Below are 21,880 nucleotides of genomic sequence, written 5' to 3'. Positions count from 1 at the left end.
CGAGGGGTCATGGCTGGCGACTCGTCGAGCGGGAAAATCGACTACACGGCACTGCGCCGCAAGCTGGACGAGGCGCAGGCGGTGCTCGAGGGTGCCCAGGTGCTCAGCCCGGAGCGCCGCCGCGAGGTGCTGGCCGAGCGTGCGCGCGCGCTGGCCGAGTCGCGCCACGAGGAGCGCCGTGAGACGATGTCGGTGCTCGCCTTCCGCGTGGGAGGTGAGCGCTACGCGGTGCCCATTGATGCGGTGGATCATGTGCTCGAGTCCAAGGGGCTGTGCCCGCTGCCGGGCGCGCCGCGGTACGTGCTGGGAGCGCTGGTGTCCCGCTCGCGGGTGGTGCCGGTGTTGGATCTGCGCCAGGTGCTGGGCCTCGAGGGAGGCGGCATGTCGGACCTGACGCGCGTCGTTGTGGTGGAGGTGTCCGAGGAGTTCTTCGGTCTGGCGGCGGAAGAGGTGGACGGACGGCAGGAGCTGCCTCGGGCGGACCTGTCCCACCCGCCGCCAGGACCTTTCACGTTCCTCACCCGGAATCGGCTGATGGTGCTCGACCTCGTGCAACTCAGCGATCCCTCCGTGGTGGGGCGAGGATAGGACGAGGGACGCATGGATCCTCGGGTTCTGCGCAGCCTCTGGCCCATCTTCGCGGCCGAGACGCGCGAGCAGCTGCAGACCATCGGCACGGCGGTGCTGGGGTTGGAGCAGGGGACTGCCGATGAGGCGTCCGAGCAGCTCACCGCCCTCAAGCGCGAGGTGCACAGCCTGAAGGGGTCCGCGGCCAGCCTGGGCCTGTCGGACATCGAGCAGCTGGTCCACGCCATCGAGGACGGGCTGGCGCGTTGCGATCCCGGCCACGTGCCGCCTCCGGGCCTGGTGGAGTGCACCCTGCGCAGCCTGTCGGCCATTGAGTCCGCGCTCAACCGCGGGGACTCCGGCGACATGCCGACCATCGAGGGCCTGGGGGCGCTGCTGTCCGCACTCGGGAAGGGTGGTTTCGAGCAGGTCACCGAGACGAAGCCCAAGGTGCCGTCGCACTTCCGGCGCGATGGTCTGCAGACGCTGGAGAAGCTGGAGACGGCGCTGGGCCGGCTGTGCTCGCCGGGCCTGGAGGATCGTCCAGGCGCCGTCTGGGAGGCGGTGGGCCTGGCGGAGCTGTTGAAGGCCGCGGCCAGCACCGTGGGCGTCACCGCCGTGGAGTCGCTGGCGAGCTCCATCCGCGCTGGCTTCGCGCGCATGGAGGAGGCGGGGGTTGGCGCCAGCGTGGCGGCCTCGGATATCGCGGGCGCGCTGGTGCAGCTCCGGGGCGCGCTGGAGTCGCTCGCGGAAGAGACTCCGGTCGAGCCCGTGGCGCCCCCTGCGGAGCCCGAGGTGACGGCTCGCTCGGCGGCCGGCCGGCGCCAGCAGGACATGGACCGCGCGGTGCGCGTGTCGGTGCGGACGCTCGACTCGCTGGCGCTGCAGGTGGAGCAGCTCGCGGCGGGCCGAGCGCAGCAACTGCGCCGCGCGGAGGCGCACCGCGAGCTGATGGAGCAGACGAACCAGGCCCTGCTTCAACTGGAGCGCGCGGCTCAGCAGCTTGCGCTGTCCGGCGGTGGAGGCGGGGCGCTGGAGACCCTTCGCGCGGGGGTGGGGCAGGTGCGCGGCGTGCAGAAGCGGCTGCTGCAGCTGTCCAAGGACGTGCACCGTGAGGGCGAGCAGCTCGCGCTGGTGGCCCAGGTGGTGCGCGACGATCTGAGAGACCTGCGGATGGTGCCGGCCTCCCAGATGCTGGAGCCGCTCAAGCGCACGGTGCGCGAGCTGGCTGCGCGGCTGGGCAAGGACGTGGACCTGGTGCTCGCTGGTGGCGACGTGCGCATCGACCGGCGAATCGTGGACGTGCTGAAGGATCCGCTGCTGCACCTGGTCCGCAACGCGTTGGATCACGGCATCGAGCCGACGGCCGAGCGTGTCGCCGCGGGCAAGAGTTCGCGCGGGACGCTCACGGTGCGAGTGGAGCCCCGGGGCACACGCCTGGCGGTGGTGGTGGAGGACGACGGCGCGGGCTTGTCCCCGGAGAACGTGAAGGCCACGGCCGTGCGTCGCGGGCTGCTCGCCGAGGCGGAGGCCGCCAAGCTCACCGACATGCAGGCGGCGCGGCTGGTGTTCGAGCCGGGCTTCTCCACTCGCGAGCAGGTGACAGAGACGTCCGGGCGCGGCGTGGGGCTGGACGTGGTGCAGACCACGGCCACGCGGCTGCAGGGCGCGGTGGACATCTCCTTCGAGAAGGGCCAGGGCACGCGCTTCACCATCGACCTGCCGTTGATCCTCGCGGGCGCGCTGGGGCTGCTGGTGCGCTCGGGGACGGCGGTGGTGGCCATTCCCTCAGACGCGGTGGAGCGCGTGCTGCGGCTGGCGCCGTCGGACGTGGGCACGGTGGCCGGGCACGTGGTGGCGAGCGTGGATGGCGAGCAGCTCCCCTTCCACCCCCTCTCGGTGGCCATCGGGCAGCCCCGGTTGCCGCTGGCGCTCGAGTCGGGCAAGCCGCAGACGGCGATGGTGCTGGCGCTCGGAGGCGTGCGCGCGGTGTTCGCCATCGACGCGGTGGTGGGGCAGCAGGAGATCGTCGTCCGCTCCCTGGGGCGGCACCTGCAGAGCGTGTCGCACCTGGCCGGGGCCGCCATGCTGGACGACGGCAGCGTGGTGCCGGTGCTCAATGCGCCCGAGCTGCTGCGCGCGGCCGCTGCTCCGGTGATGCTGCGCGCCGCCACCGAGGTCCGTCGCTCGCACATCCTCGTGTGCGACGACGCGCTGACCACGCGCTTCGCCATCAAGTCGCTGTTGGAGATCGCCGGCTACTCGGTGGTGACAGCCGGGGATGGCGAGGAGGCGCTGGGCATCCTGGAGCGCACGCCCTGCCAGTTGGTGGTGAGTGACTGGCAGATGCCCCGACTGGACGGCATCGGGCTGACCCGGCGCATCCGCTCGCATCCCAAGCTGTCGCACATTCCCGTCATCCTGTGCACCTCGCTGGACAGTCCGCAGGAGCGGGCTGCCGGCCTGGAGGCGGGCGCGGACGGTTACCTCGTCAAGCGCGAGGTCGAGCGCGGCAAGCTGTTGGATTTGGTACGCCAGCTCCTGCCCACAAACGCCTGAGCGAGCGAGAGGGCGGGGGCTCGAAAGGCCCCCCTTCTCCTCTTGCCTCGGCGTGCGCAGCTTGCGGGGATCGCAGGAGGCGGAGTGGAGGCGCAGATCGCATTGTGGATCGCGGGTTTCTCGTACCCGGCGGTATTTCTTCTGCTCGTGCTGTGTGGAGTGGGAGCGCCGCTGAGTGAGGAGCTCGTCGTCATCACCGGAGGGCTGGTGGTCGCGCACAGTGGAGCGAGCCTCTCCCTCATGGGGCTCGCCGCCTATCTGGGCATCCTGGCGGGGGACAGCGCGTTGTACCGGATTGGGCGGACGCTGGGGCCGAAGGTGTTCTCCCACCCCAAGCTGTCGAAGATGCTGACGCCGGCGCGGATGACGCTCCTCCAGAAGCTCTTCGCGAGACGTGGGGCGGTGACGGTGTTCTTCGCGCGCTTCCTGCCGGGGCTGCGCGCTCCGGCGTTCCTGCTTGCGGGAGCCACGGGGCTGCCATACCGCCGGTTCCTCCTGGCGGACGCGGCGGCGGCGTGGATTCCCGCTATGGGAATGACGTGGCTGGGCTACCGGTATGGACCCACGGTGCTCGCGGACGTGCAGGGCGGCTTACGTTGGCTGCTCATCGCGGCGGTGTCGATCGCACTGATCGTGCTCGGCGTCCGCTTCATCAAACAGCGGGCGGTGCGAGCCGCGACCCGCGTCGTACCTGCACCCGAGAGCAAACCCTGAGTCCGTGTATGCCCCCTCTCCCTTTGGGCTGAAGAATGCACACGCAGAGGGAGAGAGGGAGCAAGGGGTGGGCAAGCAGGAAGGCGCATGACTTGAGCGGTAGGGTCCGATAGGGAGGCAGCCCATGGACGCTGCCGCATTGTATCTGACGTACGAGGTTCTCTATCCGGCCGGGAGTTTCGGTCCCCAGGACGAGGTGTGGCTGAGGGACAGGCTGCTGCACACCCTTCACCTGATGGAGGGGCAGCCTGGGGTCACCCTCAATCGATTGGGCACCAGCCGGGCGGAGCGAATGGGGCCTACCGGATGGTGGAGAATGAAGACGTCAGCTTCCAGAGGCTGCTGGAGCCGGCGGCCCAGACAGTGGGCAAGGCGGTGGCACAAGGGCTGGCGGGAGAAGTGGCGCTGTGCGTGCACGACCGGACCGAGGTGGAACTCAGTCACCTGTCCATGAGCGGGGTAGGACAGGTGGGCAACCCCGTCTGTCAGGGCTTCTTCGTGCAGACGGCGTTGGTGGTGCAGACGGACGGCGCCGCCTTTGGAGTGCTGGGAGCGTGCACCTGGGAGCGCCCGGCCGCGCAAAGGGGCAAGGCCAAGAGCAGAAAGCAGCGGCCCTTCGAGCAGAAGGAGAGCGTCTTGTGGTGGCGGGCCCTGGTGGAGGCCGAAGAGCGCGTGGGAGAGCCAGGGCGGCTGCTGCACATCATCGACGCCGAAGGAGACATTTTCGAGTTGCTCTCCCGCGCGACCGGCGAGGGCTTTCAGCTGCTGGTGCGCGCCGGCCAGGACAGGCGAGTGGAGGGGGAAGGGGGGAAGCTGTGGGCCACCCTGGAAGGGTTACCCGTGGTGGGCAGCCGGCCGTTGCACGTGTCGGCCCAGCCAGCCCGGGCCGACAGGGTGGCGCGCACGGCACGCGACGCCACGCTGTCGCTGCGCTATGCCCCCTCACGCTGCTGCCCCCGGGCGCCAGGGTGGGCAGCCGGTGCGGGTGTGGGGCGTACTGGTGCGCGAAGAGGCGCCGCCACAGGGACAGAAAGCCGTGGAGTGGCTGCTGCTGAGCAACGCGCCCATTGAAAGTGAGGAGGCGGCCTGGGGCGCAGTGACGGCCTACCAGAAGAGGTGGGGCATTGAGGAATTGCACAAGGCCCTGAAGACGGGCTGCCGACTGGAGGGGCGTCAGCACGAGGCACGCGAGCACCTGGAGAACCTGCTCGCCCTCACCCTGCTGACCTCCGTCAAGTTGCTGCGCCTGCGCACCCTGAGCCGTACCCTCCCGGATGAGCCCGCCGACGCAGTGCTGGCTCCGGCCGAGGTGCAAGTGCTCCAAGCCATGGCACCCCAACTCTCTCCACGCATGCCCTTGCAAGGGGCGCTGACGCTTCGTCAGGCCCTGCTGCTCATCGCCGCCCTGGGCGGTTACATGGCCAACCCGCAGAAGCGCCCTCCGGGCTGGCTCGTCCTCTGGCGCGGCTACGAACGGCTGCGCGACTACGTCGCGGGCTTCTCCCTTGCCCAGTTCCTTTCCGCCGCCCCCCCGCCTGCCTAGCGTGTGCAATCCTCAGCCCTTTGGGAGAGGGCTGGGGTGAGGGTATGTCCTTCCCCGTGGCCGCCGATCTCACTCCTGAATACGAGGCAGGAGCACAACCAGCTCGAGCCCAGAAGCTTCACCCCAGGAGATCCGAGCCTCACATCTCCGGGCGAGCCGCTCCAGCGACTCGCGTGCACGCTCTGGCAAGGGGCGCTCCGCACGAGCCTGGACGAGCAGCCGCCACATATTCATCTCCTCGGGCACATCCACCCGCAGCACCACCGCGGAAGCGCCCGCCCCGGACAGCAGCCGTCCCAGAGAGCGGATCAGCAACGCCACTGCCACTCGGGGCGCGCGGACGCGCACCGAGCCGGAAGGCAACTCCAGCCGTGCGGAGCCATACCGCCCGGAGCCAAAAGTAGCGTTCAACAAGGGACGCAGATCCGCCGCCGGTGTGTCCCCGCCCGAGGGGCGGTGCTGAAGCCGGGCGTTCATCTCACCTGCGGCTCGAGCCATGCGCTCGAGGTAGCGCTGCATGGCGGGTGTAATCGCGCCAGCCATGCCCTTGGCCATCATGTCGATGTAACCCTGCATCACGAGCAGGGGCGTGCGCAGGTCATGCGCCGCTCGGGACCAGGCGCGATCCCGGTGCGCGAGCTGCTCCCTCAACCGCAACCGCTCTTGACGCAGCCGCGTCCTTTCAGCTCGGGCCTCATCTTCTCGAGCCAGACTAGCCAGGAGCGCGGTGCCCAGGGCTGCCAGCCGGACAAGGTGCTGCTGATCCGCGGTATCCATACACGGCTCACCCAGCACCAGCGTCGTGCGCCCATCCTTCAAGAGTTGCAGAGGATGGGCCTGAGCCGGCGCCGGAGGCTCAAGCCCTGCGAGCGCCACACGATGACCGTCCGCGTACAACGCGGCCCCGTGCACCTTCGTGAGGCGCATTGCTGCTTCCATGAGCGCATCGAGGCCTGCCTGCGCTCCGTGGTGCAGCGCCCGCTCGGCGATCGCCGAAACCGTTCGCTCCACCTCGGAGGCGCTGACACTCCTCCCCACGCGCCACCCGCTCCAAGCACCCGCCTGCACATAAGGAGGAATGGCCACGGAAGGCGGATGGCGCAACGCACCTCTTCATAGGAACGCGAGGGGTGCCGGCAGGAAAACCTTTCCCCAAAGTGGCTCCCGTCCACCTGACTTTTTTACTGGACTACAGGGAGTCTCCAGCGCTGGGGCCGGCACGTCCCTCTGAGCCCGCTGGCCGGCCAATTGCTTTGGCTGCCGTCCGGGATGGGACGGAGCGGCGGAATGGGGACATTGGGGTACTACTCGACGATCGCACGGCTTGCGCCGGGAGGACTCGCCAGGGGAGTGGCACGGCGAGTCCAGGGAGTGGCGCGGCAGGCCCTCTATAAGAGGCGCGAGCGGCTCGACGAGCCGGGGCTGCTCCTGGCCTTCGGGGCCGCCAACACGGACGAACTGGCGGAACGTGCGTTGTCGGCGCGTCCTGGCCGGGCCTGGTGCGAGGTGGTGCAGCGGACCTCCGTCCTGGAGGCGCTCGAGGCCCTGCCGGGTGCCAGGCAACGGGCCTTGGAGCGCGCCCGGGCCGCCCTGCGCGGTGAGTTCGACGTCTTCGGCACGCGCGTGTGCTTCGGCGAAGGCCAGCCGGTGGACTGGTCCAGGGATCCCGTGAGCGGCTACCGCTACCCAGTCGTGCCGGTGGAGCGGCTGCGGCTGGCGCAGCCGGGCGTGGATCCAAAGTACCCGTGGGTGCTGGGCCGATTGGACTGCCTGGTGGCGCTCGGGCAGGGGTACTGGGTGGAGCGCGACGAAGAGGCGCGCAGGACGTTCGCACGGGCCTTCGTGACGCGGACGCTGGACTTCCTCCAGGCCAACCCAGTGGGGCAGGGCGTGCACTGGACGTGCGCCATGGAGGTGGCGCTGCGAGCGGCCAACCTGGCACAGGCGCTGGTGATGTTCGCGGACGCGCCCGAGGCGCGCAGGCCGGAGTTCCTCGTGCCGGTGCTGGAGGCGCTGGCCGAGCACACCGCCTGGGTGGAGGCGCACCTGGAGGATCACGGGGCGGTGCCCAACAACCACCTCGTCTCGAACTACGTGGGCCTGTTGGTGGCGGGCCTGCTCTTCCCGGAGCTGCCGGACGCGTCGAGGCAGGTGGCGCGCGCGGTGGCGGGACTCCGGGCGCAGATGGTGGCGCAGGTGCACGCGGAGGGCACTTCCTTCGAGGGCTCCGTGCCGTACCACCGGCTGTCCGTGGAGCTCTTCACCCTCGCGCTCGTGGTGGCACGTGGCCAGGGCGTGGAGCTGGGCCTCCGCTACGAGGCACGGCTGCGCCGCATGTACGCGGCCTCGCGCGCCTGGAGCTCCGAGCAGGGGCTCGCACCACAGCTAGGTGACAACGACTCGGGCCGCGTCTTCCCCTTCCAGGAGCGCGACCCACGCGAGCAGGGCTACCTCGCGCCGCTGGGGGCAGCGCTCTTCGGCCTCGAGACGCTGGCGGAGGGCTCTTTCCCAGACGAGGCCGCGTGGCTGCTGGGACGCTCTGGCCTCGAGCGCTTCCGTTCACTGCCTCGCGCCCGGCCTGCGGAGTCGGTGAGCTTCCCTGCGGGAGGCTTCCACGTCCTGCGTGGGGCGGGAGCGGTGGTGACAGTGAGCGCTGGCCTGCAGGGACAGCACGGGGTGGGCGGGCACAGCCACAACGACAAGCTCTCCTTCGAGCTGCACCTGGGCGGGCGCCCCGTCATCGTGGATCCGGGCACGGGCACGTACACGCGGGAGCCCACGGTGCGTAACGCCTTCCGCTCCACGGCAGCGCACAACACGCTTCAGGTGGACGGCCAGGAGCAGTCGCCGCTGGATCCGAACCGGCTGTTCGCGCTGCCCGAGGCGGCGCGGGCCCGGGTGCAGGTGTTCCAGCCGGGGGCCGAGCTGGATCGCCTCACCGTGCGGCACGACGGCTATCGCTCGCTGGCCTCGCCCGTGGGCGTGGAGCGCACCTTCGTGCTGGACAAGCGCGAGCGTGCGCTCGGGGTGACGGACGCATTGGTGGGGGTGGGGCTTCACGATGTCGTGGGGCGGATCCACCTTCCGGACCGCGAGGCAAGGCTGAAGGCGCCCACGCGCGAGGAACTGGCGCGGGCGCTGCGTGTACCGGCGGCCCCGCGGAGTTTCGCATCGCTGGGTGTGGAGCTGGGGCCGGCGGAGTCGCCGGTGGCCCTGGTGCTCTTCGCGGAGGGCCTGGAGCCGCGATTGGAGCCGTCCCGGTATTCGCCGGGCTACGGCCTCGTGGAGCCGTCGCAGGTTGTGGTGTTCGGGGTGCGGGTGTCGCCCCCGGCTTGGTTGAGGTGGGTAGTCGTCTTCAAGTGAAGGCAATGGACGGGGCGTGACGGGGCGACCCGGCATGCCTTCATGGGAGAGGTGAGTCAGATGCGCGTGATGGTGAGCCCGCTGCTGGAGCGTATCCGCCGGCGGGAGGCGAAGGTGGGCGTGGTCGGGATGGGTTACGTGGGTCTGCCGCTGGGCATGGCGTTCGCGGAGGCCGGCTTCCCCGTGACGGGGCTCGACGTGGACACGCGGAAGGTGGAGAACATCACCAAGGGGGTGAGCTACATCAAGCACATCCCCAGCGAGCCCATTCAGGAGCTCACGAGCAAGGGCAAGCTCAAGGCGACGACGGACTTCGCGAAGGCTCGCGAGATGGACTGCATCATCATCTGCGTGCCCACGCCGCTCACGGCTTCGCGTGAGCCGGACATGAGCTACATCATCAAGACGGGCGAGGCGCTGGCGCCGCACGTGCGGCCCGGCCAGCTCTTCATCCTCGAGTCCACCACGTACCCGGGGACCACGGATGAGGTGCTCAAGCCGCTGCTCGAGAAGAACGGCCTGAAGGCGGGCGTGGACTTCCACCTGGCCTTCAGCCCCGAGCGCGAGGATCCGGGTAACAAGAACTTCAACACCAAGACGATCCCGAAGATCGTCGGTGGCCACACCCCGGCGTGCCTCGAGGTGGCGCAGGCCCTCTACGCCAGCGCGCTGAAGGAGACGGTGCCGGTGTCCTCCACGCGCGTGGCCGAGCTGGCCAAGCTGCTGGAGAACATCTTCCGGTGCGTGAACATCGCCATGGTCAACGAGATGAAGATGCTCTGCGACCGGATGAACATCGACGTGTGGGAGGTCATCCAGGCGGCGGGGACGAAGCCCTTCGGCTTCATGCCCTTCTACCCGGGTCCGGGCCTGGGCGGTCACTGCATTCCCATCGACCCGTTCTACCTGACGTGGAAGGCGCGCGAGTACGAGTTCCACACCAAGTTCATCGAGCTCGCCGGCGAGGTGAACCAGCAGATGCCGTACTACGTGGTCACCCGGACCATGGAGGCGCTCAACAAGAACAAGAAGACGCTCAACGGCGCGAAGGTGCTGTGCCTGGGCGCGGCGTACAAGAAGGACATCGACGACATGCGCGAGAGCCCGAGCCTCCGGGTCATCTCGCTGCTCAAGGAGAAGGGCGCCGAGGTCGAGTACCACGACCCGTACGTGCCTCGCCTCGAGGAGGGCCACGGCTTCCACTACACGATGCAGTCGGTGCCGCTGAACCCGGAGACGCTCGCCCAGTACGACGCGGTCGTCATCCTCACGGACCACTCGAGCATCGACTACAACCAGGTGGTGAAGCACTCCCAGTGCGTCGTCGACACCCGCAACGCCTGCAAGAACGTGGGCCCGGGTCGCGAGAAGGTCACCAAGGCCTAGCGTGAAGACCGGCCGGCCCGGTTGCCGTCCGGTTCACACAGGAGGTCCTGCCGCGGCGCCAAGGAGGGGGCGCGCCGGGGCGGGGCCTCATTTTTTTTCATCGCCCGGGGATGAGCAGGTCCTCGGACGAGTAGTACGCGATGACCTGCTGCCGGTACTCGGGCCGCGAGTACACGTCGGGGCGAGGCCGTTCAATCACCCCCAGCAGGACGGAGGCGGTCTCCTCAACGGACTGGGCGCCCGGAATCTGGCGCGAGTCCACTCCGCCGCCGAGCGCATTCACCCCGAACTCAGTGGCCACCACTCCCGGAAGGAACGTGGTGACGTGGATGCCGGGGAAGCGCTCGCGCAGCTCCTGGCGCAGGTTGGCCGTCAGCGCGTTGAGCGCGTGCTTGGCCGCGTTGTAGGCCGAGCGCTGGGGGACATGAGGCACCCGCCCCAGCACGGACGAAACGTTGATGATGTGCCCACTGCCGCGCGACTGAAAGTGCGGCAGCACGGCCTGGATGCCGTAGAGCGCCGACTTGACGTTGACGCGCATCATCTCATCGAAGTCCTCGTCCGTGAGCTCGGAGACGAGCTTGCTGATGCCGCGCCCCGCGTTGTTCACCCAGACATCCACCTGGCCGAAGCGGGCCAGGGCCGCCTCCATCACGCGCTGGACATCCTCTCGCTTGGAGACGTCAGCGACCACGGGCAGCGCCTCGGGTCCCACGCGTGCTGCCACCTGGCGCAGCTCGGGCTCGCGCCTCGCGGCGAGCACCACCTGCCATCCCTTCCTGCCTACCTGCTCCGCCAGAGCGGCGCCAATGCCCGCACTCGCTCCGGTGATCACCACGACTTTCTTGTCCATGAACGCCTCCTGGGCGGCGCTGTCTAGCGCCTCCCCCCGGGTGGTGTCCAAGCGAGCTGTCTGGCCGCGTTCTCCACCTGCCGTTCACCCCAGGTCGGACCTGCCGGTTGCAGCGGGGTCGGGTAGAGTCGGGGCGTGCGAACCCGAAACTGGCCAGTCCTTCCGTTGCTCGCCGCCTCCGTCGTCCTCACCGCCGCCGCGCCCGCTCCGGATGCGCGTGTGACGCTGATGAACGCGATGGCGGAGGAGCTCCAGCGCAACCAGCAGCAGCTCAAGCTGCAGAACCACGAGCCTCCGTACTTCATGAGCTACCAGCTCAAGGAGGCGGAGCAGTACGGCATCGTTGCCCGATATGGAGCGATCTTCCTGGACGACACCTACCGCGAGCGCAAGCTGTACGTAGACGTGCGGGTGGGCTCCTACGAGTTCGACAACTCGGGCCCCGAGGAGTACGAGTTCTTCGGCGGCGGCAAGGGCTCCAGCTACATCTCGAACAAGGACGCGCCCATCGACGACTCGCCGATGGCCCTGCGCACCTCGCTGTGGCTGGTGACGGACGAGAAGTACAAGGCCGCGCTCTCGCAGTTCCTCAAGAAGAAGGGCGATAACGTCTACGCGGTGGAGAACCCCAAGCAGGCGCCGTCCTTCTCCAAGGAGAAGCCGGTGCAGTACGTGCAACCGCCGGTGGCCTTCCCGTTCGACCATGACCGCTGGGTCCGCGTGGCACGCGAGGTGTCCGAGCGCTTCAAGGCGCACCCGGAGATCTTCGATTCGGAAGTGCGGGTGACGGCGGACAAGGTGAAGCGCCTGTTTGTGTCCACCGAGGGCAGCCGCATCATAACGGAAGAGACGATGTACGGGCTGCACGTGACGGCGGTGACGCGCGCGGACGACGGGCAATTGCTGGACAACTCGCGCAACTACTACGCGCCCACCGAGGCGGGGCTGCCGGACGACAAGACGCTGTCCGAGTCCACCACGAAGATCATCAACGAGCTGCTGGCACTGCGGAAGGCGCCCGCCATCGACCCGTACACAGGGCCGGCCATCCTGGCGCCGGAGGCTGCGGGGGTGCTCTTCCACGAGGCGGTGGGGCACCGGTTGGAGGGAGACCGGCAGGATGGGGAAGGGGAGGGGAAGACCTTCCGGGGCCAGGTGGGCAAGCAGGTGCTGCCCACGTTCATCAGCATCGTGGATGACCCAACGGTGCGCGCGCTGCGCAACGAGCCCCTCAACGGCTTTTACGAGTACGACGAAGAGGGCGTGAAGGGGCAGAAGGTGGTGCTGGTGGAGAAGGGCGTGCTGAGGAGCTACTTGCTCTCGAGGCGACCCGTGGAGGGGTTCCTGCAGTCCAACGGGCACGGGCGCAGCCAGGGCACGCGCAAGCCGGTGGCGCGCATGGCCAACCTCATCGTGGACTCGACGAAGCAGGTGGATGACGTGGAGCTGAAGAAGCAGCTCATCGCCGAGGCGAAGCGGCAGGGCAAGCCGTACGGACTGATCATCCGGGACATCACGGGCGGGAACACGAACACATCGAGCTACGGCTACCAGGCGTTCAAGGGTGTGCCGCGGATGGTGTACCGGGTGGACGTGAAGACGGGGCAGGAGACGCTGGTGCGCGGGGTGGAGATCGTGGGCACGCCGCTGTCGTCGGTGAACCGCATCATGAGCACGGGCCGCAAGCAGGGCGTGTTCAACGGGTACTGCGGAGCCGAGAGCGGGAACGTGCCGGTGTCCACGGTGGCGCCGGCGGTGCTGCTGCAGGAGATCGAGCTGCAGCGGGCGGAGGAAGGGAAGGACCGGCCGCCCATCCTGATGAGCCCCGCGACGAGCACCACCGCGAGCGGCGAGGTGAAGTAGCAGCGCCGAGGCGTTGGAGCGCGAGCTCCGAGAGGCCAGACTTCACCTCTCGGAGCTTTTCTGCGCCCGCCTCCAAGATGCGCCAAGGTGCGCGGACCTGCGAGGGATACACCTGTCCGTGACCGCGCGCCGTGAATCGGGCGAGTACCCGATCGTCTAGAAACTCGAATCCGGCATCGATGCGGTCGCGTGGACAACCGCGGACTGCCCGTGTCATCGTCGTTCACTTTCAGACGTCTTCCAGGACCATTGAAGATGCAAACGCTTCTGCTCTCCCTCCTGCTTGCCACGGCTGCAGCTGATGCCACTACGGAGCAACGGGTCTACGTCCTCGGCTCCTCTCTCAACCTCCGGAAGGAGCCCTCCGCGGAAGCGGAGATTCTGGAGAAGCTCCAGATCGGCACGGAGTGCCGCGTCGCCGAGAAGCTTGATGGGACGTGGCTGAAGGTGCGCTGCGGAGAGAAGGACGGCTACGCGTCCGCGTCCCTGCTGGGGCCGGAGAAGCCGTCGGCAGAGAAGCTCAAGGCCGAGGCGCAGGACACGAGCCTCTCCCTCAAGCAGCGCGAGGACAGCGCGCTGCGCGCCGCGACTCTCTCCCCGGAGGACGTCGAGTTGCAGAAACTGCTGGGGACTCTCTTCTTCGAGCGGAACCTCGAACTGGTGGCTGGCATCAAGAAGCCCAAGACTCTTCGGACGTTCAAGCACACGTGCTTCAAGCAGAACGATAGCTCCTGCATTGGAGATGCCGCTGTGGCCGGGGTGAAGGACGTGAAGATCCGTGTCGAGACGAAGGGGTTTCTCTTTGTGGTGGCCCTCGGGAACGCCGAGCGTGTGGCCGTCTATCGCGGCAGATACAAGATCGACAAAGCCCAGGTATTGACGGGGGAGATCCTCGAATCAACCGGCTTCGCCACGACCTCGGTAATGGAGAAGGCACTCTTCTTCGACATCAAGCCGAGCCCTTCCGGCAGGGGGGACCTGGCCTTTGGTCGATTCGCTCTCGATGACGCTTCTCATGCCATCCTGGATGGGCTGCCCAGGGAATGGGCCGTGCTGGAGCGGAGTGAATCCGGCATCTGGAAGGCGCACTGGGATGACTGTTTGAAGAGGCCGTACTTGCTGAAGTTCAAGCCGGACATTCACGGCAGATGGCTCCTGCTCATCGAGAACGTGGGCATGGACGCTGGGATCAAATCCCGCTGGATCTCCGCCGTGTCGAAGCGTGGAAACGAAATCGAGCTGACGCTCGAAGATGATGGCGTGGCCGCGACGCGCGAGTTGTTCAAGCTGCCTGAAGGTCGCGGTGACATCGCTTACCTGGGAGAGAAGGCGTATTCCTTCAAGCTCGACAGGTACCCTGAGGTGCACCACCGCTGCCTCCAGGGTGGTCCGTAGACCGAAACGCGGAGCCGCTGTTCGAGGATCCGGGACCGAATCTCTCCTCCTGAAAGTGCGTCATGAAGAAGACCAGGTATCTGCCGGATTGGAAGTACGAGCTTCCAGAAAAGCTGCTTGCCGCACTGGACGAATACCACATCCTCAAGGTTCCGCTCCTCGGACAGCACTATCCGGCAGGGCCGTCGGATTGGTGTGGAAGAACGTCTTGCTCCATGGCGTTCAACTACTACCAGTTCGTGCAGGGTGGTGATTTTGAATCAAAGTTCATCACACACTGGGACGGGGGACAGCAGGGACATTACGTGGATCTGCGCTTCCCGGGCGGTCAACGGGCCTTCCACAAGAAGCCAACGGACGCCCCGCACAACGTCAACCTCGATGGGTATTGGGTGTCAGACCCGTCCTATTCGAAGGGCGACGTCGCGGTGGTCACAGCGCCGACCCAAACCCAGCTCGAGAAGATGGAGTTCAGCGCCTCTCACCTGCTGGGTTTCTCGTTCGGCACGGTATTGCCCTACGATCTGCCTAACCGGAAAGAATTGGCGGCTCGGATCGCGAACGACCCCTCCCTCATCGAGTCGAGGCTCGCGACCATCCTCGAGGCCGTCTCCTCCAACAACCCGGTCATCTTCTACTCCGGGTTCTCCATGCGGGGCAGTGCGCCCATCCATCTCATCCTGATCGCTGGCTACGTCTATCTGAAGGATGACACGGGCCGGCACCTCTGGCTGGCGGTGGCTGATCCCGCGACCCACGAGAAGAAGATCAAGAGCGGCATGTACTCGGTGCCCTCACCGGGGACGAGGACCGATGTGGATGCGCTCTCCCAGCTCACCGGAAAGCACGACATGATTCGTGTAATTACCGGTGATTGGAATGCCGCCACGGCCTCGTTGGTGTTGATCCGGGCCCGGAAGTTCTTCGAGGAGAACACCCTCAGCAGCGTCCGCGACGATTTGTACATGGATTACGCCGGGCCCAATAAAGGGGGGGCCTTCATCTATTCACACCGGCCGACGGTCGCTCCCCCCGAGTGTGTCTTCACCAACGTGGCGTATTCCGTTGCCTATCCCATGGACGGACGGAAGGAGCGCTTCCGCCCGGTCAACTGCTACGAGATGACGGAGGCGTCCGCGAAGGGCCTCTTCCCCCTGGGCAGCCAACGCAATCTCCACTCGGGGGTTCACCTGGAGCTCTCCAGCTTCTCGCGAACGCCCCCTCCGCCACCTCCCCCCGAGGAGAAGAAGGAGCAGCCTTCGGCGAAGGACTCGAAGACGAAGGCTCAGGAGCCTAAGAAGGCCGAGCCCACTCCGAGGGTCCTCCAACGCGAGGTGCGCTGTCTCGCGCCGGGATACATCGTGGCCGTCCGACTGGCTAACGCCCTTCCAGAACCCAAGCAGACGGAAGGTGGCACGGATCCCGCGGCGAACGAGCTGGCCGAGCTGGCGAAGAAGGGCCTCGAAAAGAACCAGTTGTCCAAGGAGTTCGCGGGAAATCACAACTCCTTCATCCTGGTCCGCCACGACGTCGAAGAGATCCTCCCGAAGAAGGAGCCGCCGCCGGAAGGCGAGACGGCCCCGGAAGGAGAGCAGGCGCAGACGCCCAAGCGCTTCACCTTCTACAGCCTCTACATGCACCTGGTTCCTCCGAACTGGAAGAAGGCGGGGACGTACCAGGACGTGGCCTGGCTCAAGATCCTCTCGCGTCGCGGGGGCTCTCTGTCCGTGCTCGACCCGAAGCACGAGGCGTTCCAGCAGGTCCGCTGGCTCCAGGAGCCGTTAGAGGGCGCCGGTAACGAGGGGAGTACAGGTTCGGAGGACGAGGCGGACATCGTCCCGAAGGTGGGAGGCTCCTTCACCACGATCGGCTCGGACCTCTCCAAGCCCCAGACCTTCCAACTCGGCGACGACACAGGGGACTCCATCCGCGCGGTCTTCAAGAAGCCGGAGAGTGATCTGGCCGAGCTTCACAAGGCCCTCATTGGCGGAGAGATCGTCACCCTATGCCATCCCTATCTCAAGGTCCGGGCTGGCGAGTTGATCGGCTATCTCGACGACAAGAGCGAGGCGGTGGGTGATGGCTTCCTCCATTGGGAGCTCCTCGCGCCCAGTGAGCAGGGTCAGCTCGAGCAGTTCCTGAAGTTCGCCGAGGAGAAGCTCGGGCTGTCGAGCGGCGGCAAGCCCTTCTTCGAGTTCTTCGAGGAGAAGGACCAGAACAACTTCTTCGATCCCCCTGCGCTACAATCTGGCTCCGAGGGCGAGCTCGACTCCCTGGTGAAGCTCGCGCCCGTGTTGGAGCAGATGGGTGATGACGAGAAGCGGCTCCTCGCCGGCTTCAAGGACACCTACAGTCAGGGCCTGCTTCAACGGCTCATGGGTTCCTCCAGGGCATTGCCGTTCTATGCCCCCAAGTCCGAGGACAAACCCGCGGAGGAGAAGGTCCTCAGCTATCCCGTCGATGTTCTCCTCGAAAACTTCAAGGATTGCCTGCCCGAAGGGTCCTACAAGCTCCGGTTCACCTTCGATCCTCCATCCTGCCCGCCGCAGGAGGTCGAGTACGACGGGAAGAAGGATCGCGTCCGCATCTACGTGCCCGCCGGAGCGAGGAAGATCTTCGTGCAACCGGCGACGCAGGGCAGCCTCTTCCTCCAGTCCGGGGGCTACCCGAGCAAGGAAGAGAGCCTGAAGAAGGATGTCGAGCACTTCAAGACCCTGGCCTCCGTCCGCTGGCGGAACGTCGTCCTCCGGCACCTCAATGACTGGAGTCCCGAGAGCATCGAGAAACAGGTGATGGAGCACCTGAAGACCCGTCCGGAGATGGTACTCGGCTCGGACATCCTGGACTCCACGGACGAGCAGCAGGCGAAGGAGATCATCAAGAAGCACGCGGAAGCGATCGGCTGGTGGGCGAACAACGAGAAGCCGGTGTTGGGCCCTAAGGGGGAGGAGAAGCCCCTCTTCGCCGACAGTCCGGACGGCGAGCAGTTGCCCAAGAACACCTTCCTGGACAACCCCCACCCCGTCACCTTCACCTGGCTCCTGATGCTCTTGACCCGGCACAACATCATCCAGTTCGCCGATGTGCCGCTCTGGCATTCGGAGGAGCTGAAGAAGATCGCCGCGATCGGGTGGCTGCCAGCACGGGAGAGGTATGAGCCTCTGCGAGTCGGCGAGCTCCTCCACGTTGGCGCGGTGCAGCGAGGCCATGGCAAGGACAAGGTGGCCTTACATGTTGCGGCGGCGAAGCCCGAGGGTTGGCGGCTTGAGATCGCCGCAGGGACATTCAACGAAGGCGTGTTCGCCTTGCCCGTGGAGATGCCCGGTTGGGGCGAGTGGCGCCTCGACGAGCCTGGTGCGCAGGCTCTTGGCGAGTTGAAGCTCGAGGGGCTCGAGCCCATCCTCCTGAAGACCTCAGGGCCGCCAGAAGAGAGTGGCTCGCTCCCCATCGTGCCCGATGCGGCGCTGTCCAGTGGGAAGGATGGAACCTTCTCCTGGCGGGTCGCATTCCGGGCGAATTGCCCGAAGCTCCTCCGTGGCTGGATTCTCATCCGCAAATGGAAGGGCAGGGTGGCCAACGAGCTTCCGAAGGATGCCTCTGTCTTCGAGACCGCCGACGTGGCGATTCCTGTCGTCGCGCGGGAGGACACGGCCTTCAAGGAGGAAGCCGGCTTTGCGGTCGTCGATGGCTTCGTCAAGAAGGGCAACGTCAAGGACGTCAGCACCTACGTCACGCAGCATTTCACGTACAAGAACTTCCTCGATGCGTCCAAGGGACAGAAGCTCGCTGCGGGCGCCGAACCCCTGATTGCCTGGGATCTCGTCGAGGCGGTGGAGCGCATCCGGAGTAGGTATGCGGCACGGCAGCCCATCTCCCTGCTTGGGCTCTCCGAGGACGGGCTCTCCGTTCTGCTCCGGGCTGTCAACCTGGAGAAGCTGCGCGAAGTCGTGGCCAAGGCAAAGGACGATGGCTGGATCGACGATGCCGAGGAGGCGGGAAAGGGCGACATCCGCATCCGGGTGAAGGCGCCGCAGGAGAGCAAGCACCCCGGTGAGCTCGTGATGGAGTTCGACGCCAACGAGGCCTTCACCGAGCTGCGCAAGGGGATGACCCATGAAGACCAGCTGGCCGTGCAGTTCGGCTTCTTCTTCCCGAACGGCGGCAGCGCGCAGGACGGACGCCTCCTGGCGTCGGACACGATCGGCAAGAGGTCTGAATCGGTCAAGGTGGAGGAGCTGAAGAGCCTGGCCCGGGGCGGTCACCTGGAGCAGTGGTCGACGGCTGTCGCGGAGGTGTTGCACAGCCCCATGTTCGGAGAGCCCGAGATCCAGCTCACCAGTAAGGGGGCCCTGGTCTGCGTGCCGCTCCTGGGCGGCACAGCGAGCTTCTGGAATGCGGCCGGGCCGAGCATCAGCTTCGGGAAAGCGGAGCTAGACAAGAAAGCCGTCTCGACCGTTCTGACCAATCCACTGCGCGTCGTGCGGGCGTTGGATTTCAACGACAAGAAGTTGAAGGGGAAGCAACTTGCGATCACTGCTTCCGTCAAGAAGAAGGACGTGGTCTTGAAGTCCGAGCGGATCGACGTCCAGCCCTCGAAGGAAGTCGGATACGACATGGAGCCGAACGTCGAGCTCGAGGCGAAGCCGGCGCTGTACGATCCATTTGTCCTGACGGTCTCCCTGCGCACGAACGCACTCCCCGCCAGCAGGGGCTTCAAGATCGAGATCGCCAATTCCTCGGGGAAGCTCCTGACGCTCCCGAAGGACTGCGTCACCTACGAGCTGCGGACCAAGGAAGGGGGCGTCACGGATTTGAAGGGTGTCTTCCGCGCCAAGGTGGATGTGAGTGACATCGCGGAGGCGCTCAAGGGGGCCAAGGAGTACGAGGTTCGTGTCGTCCCCTTGAACAAGGCGGACAAGGCGCTGGAATTGACCAGCAGCAAGAGCCTCACCATCCCCGAGCCGCTCCATCAGCAGGAGGAGTCTACGGAAGTGATGAGTGATATCCCCCTGATGTGGCCGGGTGATTGGAGCGTGCCCATGAAGGGTGAGAGGGTTTAGACATGGCGGACTCTGCGCAGGCTGCTCCACCCCCACCGCCTCCTCCTGCTCCTGCCCTCGAGGTGCGGCTCGAACCGGGCTCCGAGGGGGTCATCCGCCTTGTGGCCGTGGCTCCCATCACCCTCAAGCTTTCCCTCTCTCCGGCGGATGTTCAGCAGGAAGGGCTTAAATACAAGGTCAAGCTGAGGGGCACGCAGAAGAACCTGCCGAAGGACGCAACGTGCCGCGTGTTGATCAAGGCCTCGTCGCTCGGCGAAGTGCGGGACTCCGAGCTCGGCGCTCAACCCCTGCAGATCAGCGGGGAGACCTGCACCCTTGATCTAGAGCTCGACACCTTCGCGTCGGGCTTTTTCGGAAAGGGCACCGCGCACCTCTCCGTCATCCCGGACTTCCCGTTCGCGGCCCCGTGCGACGTTCCCACCCCGTTGGAGTTCAACAACCCGCTGGACGTCACGGGAGCCAACCCCGGCAAGGTCATGCTCGGCAAGCTGCTCAAGCTCACGCCGGTGTTCAGCGACAAGTTCGAGAAAGCGACGCTCAAGCTCTCCGTCTTCCACGGCGGAGCGATTGAGTCGGGAAAGATCGCGGACTCCCTGGCCTACTCCATTTTCGAGTGGACCGAGGAGGACGACGACACGAAGGAATGGCGTGTCGGCTGCGCGCACAGCGGTAATGACTACCTGCTGACCTATCTCGATACGAACAAGGCCGAGTACAGCTTCGATCTCCGGCTCGAGGTCATCCAAGAGTCCGAGGGGCAGGAGGTGAGCTACGTCGTTTGGGAGAAGCCCAAGGCCGTTTCTTTCCCGAAGCCGAAGCTGACGAGCTTCGAGATTGGCTCCGGAAGAGCGATCGCGAAGGTGGAGAACGTTGATCCAGACTTCGGTTTCCCGCTGGAGCTGACGCTCTGGCAGTACGGGATCCATGAGTTCGATCCCATCGTCCGGACCTCGATGATGAATCCCATCTCGAGGCCGGTGTTGGCCGAGGCCTCGTCCTCGGAGTACTTCTGGCAGTTGCTCGTCCCCTCGGTGACGATGGAGAAGGTGCAGATCTTCGCCCTGCTGCGCATTCCCAAGACGCTGTCGGGCACGGATTCCTATGTGCCGGTCAGCACGGTGATGGACTACGACGAGACGAAGTTCCGCACCTTCGATGACGACCAGCTCTGGATCGAGCCGCCCGCGAAGAAGGGGACCAAGAAGTCCAAGCAGCAGAAGACACCCAAGGACCTGGCGACCGCGATTGCTTCCCAGGAGCTGAAGGACACTCCGACGCGAGCCCCGCACTTCGGCTCGATCTCAACGGGCGTTCGTGAGAACAACCTGCTCATCTCCATCAAGCTCGTGGGGGATAGCGGTTACTGGAAGGGCGCCGAGCCGGTCTTCTCTCTCTATGACGAGGCCTGCCAGACCGAGCTCGTCAAACTCAAGACCCAGCCGTCGGCTCAGAACCCACGGCTCCACGAGGCGCTCGTGTCCCTGGAGGATCCGAACCTCCTTGGCAAGAAGGTGAGCATCCGTGGCCAGGTCACCCATCCGGAAACGCACCTCTGGGGGGAGCTGGTCGCTGCTCCGCCTGCCTTCTCCGTGGCTTACGAAGGGGTCCCCCGCCTCAGCGGGCTGACGATGCGCACCGTGGAACTCACCGATGCCACGTCTTATATGCAGGTGCGCTGTCAGACCCGCCATGTGCCGAACGGCAAGAAGGGCAGCACACTCGGGTTTCGCCTCTACGAGTACTTCGTGGGCATGAGTGAGCCGGTCCTGCTGTCTCAGATTCCGTTCCGGTACGACGTCTCCAAGGGCGCGGGGGGCCAGTGCGACTCGCAGGGCCGGTTGGTGGCTCGCATCACGGACCAGGACATGGTCAAGAAGCTGCTGGGCCAGGGCAAGTACAAGCTCGAGGCTTGCGTGCTGGACAAGGAAGGCAAGGTCCTGTCCTCCGAGGTCCGCCCCATCTTCACGGAGTTCGGGAAGTCTCCGCGGAGGATCGAGGGCACGATGGTCTGGGGCGAAAAGGTTCCGCCTGAGTTCAGGAAGAAGGTGCTGGCCATCTGTGATCTGCTGAAGATCAAGCCAGATTACCTGATGGCCTGTATGGCCTTCGAGACAGGACGTACGTTCTCGGCCAAGAAGCAGAACAGCGCGGGTCATAACGCGTACGGACTCATCCAGTTCACCAAGAGCGGCTCGGAGGGCCTTGGGAAGACGGTGGATGAGTTGAAGGTGATGACCGAGGTCGAGCAGCTCGATTACGTCTACAAGTACATGGCCCGCTGCATCGAGCGGAAGGGGCCGCTCAGGACGATGAGCGACGTCTACATGGCCATCATCTGTCCCGAGGCCGTGGGCCAACCGGAGACCTACGTTTGCTACTCGAGGGCGAGCAGCCCGGTGGCCTACGAGGCGAACAAGGGACTCGATAAGGGCAAAAAGGGTTTCATCACCAAGGACGACGCGACGGCGCCCGTGGACGAGCAATACAGGGCGGGTGAGACCTACCGGCTGTGAGCCGGCCCATCGGACAGCGTCAACCTCTACCTCTCCGAGCAGGTCTTGCCAGCGCCCGGTTCCA

At 66.1% G+C, this 21,880-nt stretch carries 13 protein-coding genes; 11 read left to right on the top strand and 2 right to left on the bottom strand.

What is annotated here, in order from left to right:
* The first annotated feature begins 9 nt into the window (after positions 1–9).
* From F0U60_RS36580 to F0U60_RS36560, 5 genes are all read left to right on the top strand, one after another.
* Positions 10–588 (top strand): chemotaxis protein CheW, encoded by a 579-nt coding sequence (locus F0U60_RS36580; protein WP_395806687.1) that lies wholly within the window; start codon positions 10–12, stop codon positions 586–588.
* A 12-nt stretch (positions 589–600) separates the two neighbouring features.
* On the top strand, positions 601–3,126 hold the full coding sequence (locus F0U60_RS36575; protein ID WP_395806686.1) for a response regulator: 2,526 nt from the start codon (positions 601–603) through the stop codon (positions 3,124–3,126).
* 84 nt (positions 3,127–3,210) lie between these two features.
* Positions 3,211–3,840 (top strand): DedA family protein, encoded by a 630-nt coding sequence (locus tag F0U60_RS36570; RefSeq protein ID WP_395806685.1) that lies wholly within the window; start codon positions 3,211–3,213, stop codon positions 3,838–3,840.
* Between the two features lie 306 nt (positions 3,841–4,146).
* Positions 4,147–4,911: a hypothetical protein gene (locus F0U60_RS36565; protein ID WP_395806684.1), complete on the top strand. Its 765-nt coding sequence runs from the start codon at positions 4,147–4,149 to the stop codon at positions 4,909–4,911.
* The gene (locus tag F0U60_RS36560; RefSeq protein ID WP_395804454.1) at positions 4,877–5,383 is read left to right on the top strand and encodes a hypothetical protein; all 507 of its coding nucleotides are present in this window, start codon (positions 4,877–4,879) and stop codon (positions 5,381–5,383) included. The genes F0U60_RS36565 and F0U60_RS36560 overlap by 35 nt, the downstream gene beginning before the upstream one ends.
* Positions 5,384–5,452: 69 nt before the next feature.
* On the opposite strand, the gene F0U60_RS36555 is transcribed toward F0U60_RS36560, so the two are convergent.
* Positions 5,453–6,421 carry a histidine kinase dimerization/phospho-acceptor domain-containing protein gene (locus tag F0U60_RS36555; protein ID WP_395806683.1) on the bottom strand — a complete coding sequence of 323 codons (969 nt, stop codon included), beginning with the start codon at positions 6,419–6,421 and terminating at the stop codon, positions 5,453–5,455.
* Positions 6,422–6,670: 249 nt separating this feature from the next.
* On the opposite strand from F0U60_RS36555, the gene F0U60_RS36550 reads away from it, so the two are divergent.
* Complete coding sequence (locus F0U60_RS36550) at positions 6,671–8,746, top strand: alginate lyase family protein (protein WP_395806682.1); 2,076 nt, start codon at positions 6,671–6,673, stop codon at positions 8,744–8,746.
* Between the two features lie 60 nt (positions 8,747–8,806).
* Positions 8,807–10,132, top strand: a complete 1,326-nt coding sequence (locus F0U60_RS36545; RefSeq protein ID WP_395806681.1) for a nucleotide sugar dehydrogenase — start codon at positions 8,807–8,809, stop codon at positions 10,130–10,132.
* A 97-nt stretch (positions 10,133–10,229) separates the two neighbouring features.
* Here F0U60_RS36545 and F0U60_RS36540 read toward each other — a convergent pair whose 3' ends face one another.
* Positions 10,230–10,985 (bottom strand): SDR family oxidoreductase, encoded by a 756-nt coding sequence (locus tag F0U60_RS36540; protein ID WP_395806680.1) that lies wholly within the window; start codon positions 10,983–10,985, stop codon positions 10,230–10,232.
* Between the two features lie 135 nt (positions 10,986–11,120).
* Here F0U60_RS36540 and F0U60_RS36535 point away from each other — a divergent pair, with 135 nt between their 5' ends.
* The 4 genes from F0U60_RS36535 to F0U60_RS36520 all read left to right on the top strand — a co-directional run bounded on the left by F0U60_RS36535 (position 11,121) and on the right by F0U60_RS36520 (position 21,816).
* Positions 11,121–12,848: a TldD/PmbA family protein gene (locus F0U60_RS36535; protein ID WP_395806679.1), complete on the top strand. Its 1,728-nt coding sequence runs from the start codon at positions 11,121–11,123 to the stop codon at positions 12,846–12,848.
* Positions 12,849–13,103: 255 nt separating this feature from the next.
* Complete coding sequence (locus tag F0U60_RS36530; RefSeq protein WP_395806678.1) at positions 13,104–14,243, top strand: SH3 domain-containing protein; 1,140 nt, start codon at positions 13,104–13,106, stop codon at positions 14,241–14,243.
* A gap of 62 nt (positions 14,244–14,305) precedes the next feature.
* Complete coding sequence (locus tag F0U60_RS36525; RefSeq protein WP_395806677.1) at positions 14,306–19,303, top strand: hypothetical protein; 4,998 nt, start codon at positions 14,306–14,308, stop codon at positions 19,301–19,303.
* Between the two features lie 2 nt (positions 19,304–19,305).
* Complete coding sequence (locus F0U60_RS36520) at positions 19,306–21,816, top strand: hypothetical protein (protein ID WP_395806676.1); 2,511 nt, start codon at positions 19,306–19,308, stop codon at positions 21,814–21,816.
* The last annotated feature ends 64 nt before the right edge of the window (positions 21,817–21,880 follow it).

Source organism: Archangium minus, from assembly GCF_044360475.1.
Taxonomy (GTDB): Bacteria; Myxococcota; Myxococcia; order Myxococcales; family Myxococcaceae; genus Archangium; species Archangium minus.
This window is presented reverse-complemented; position numbering and strand designations above follow the sequence as displayed.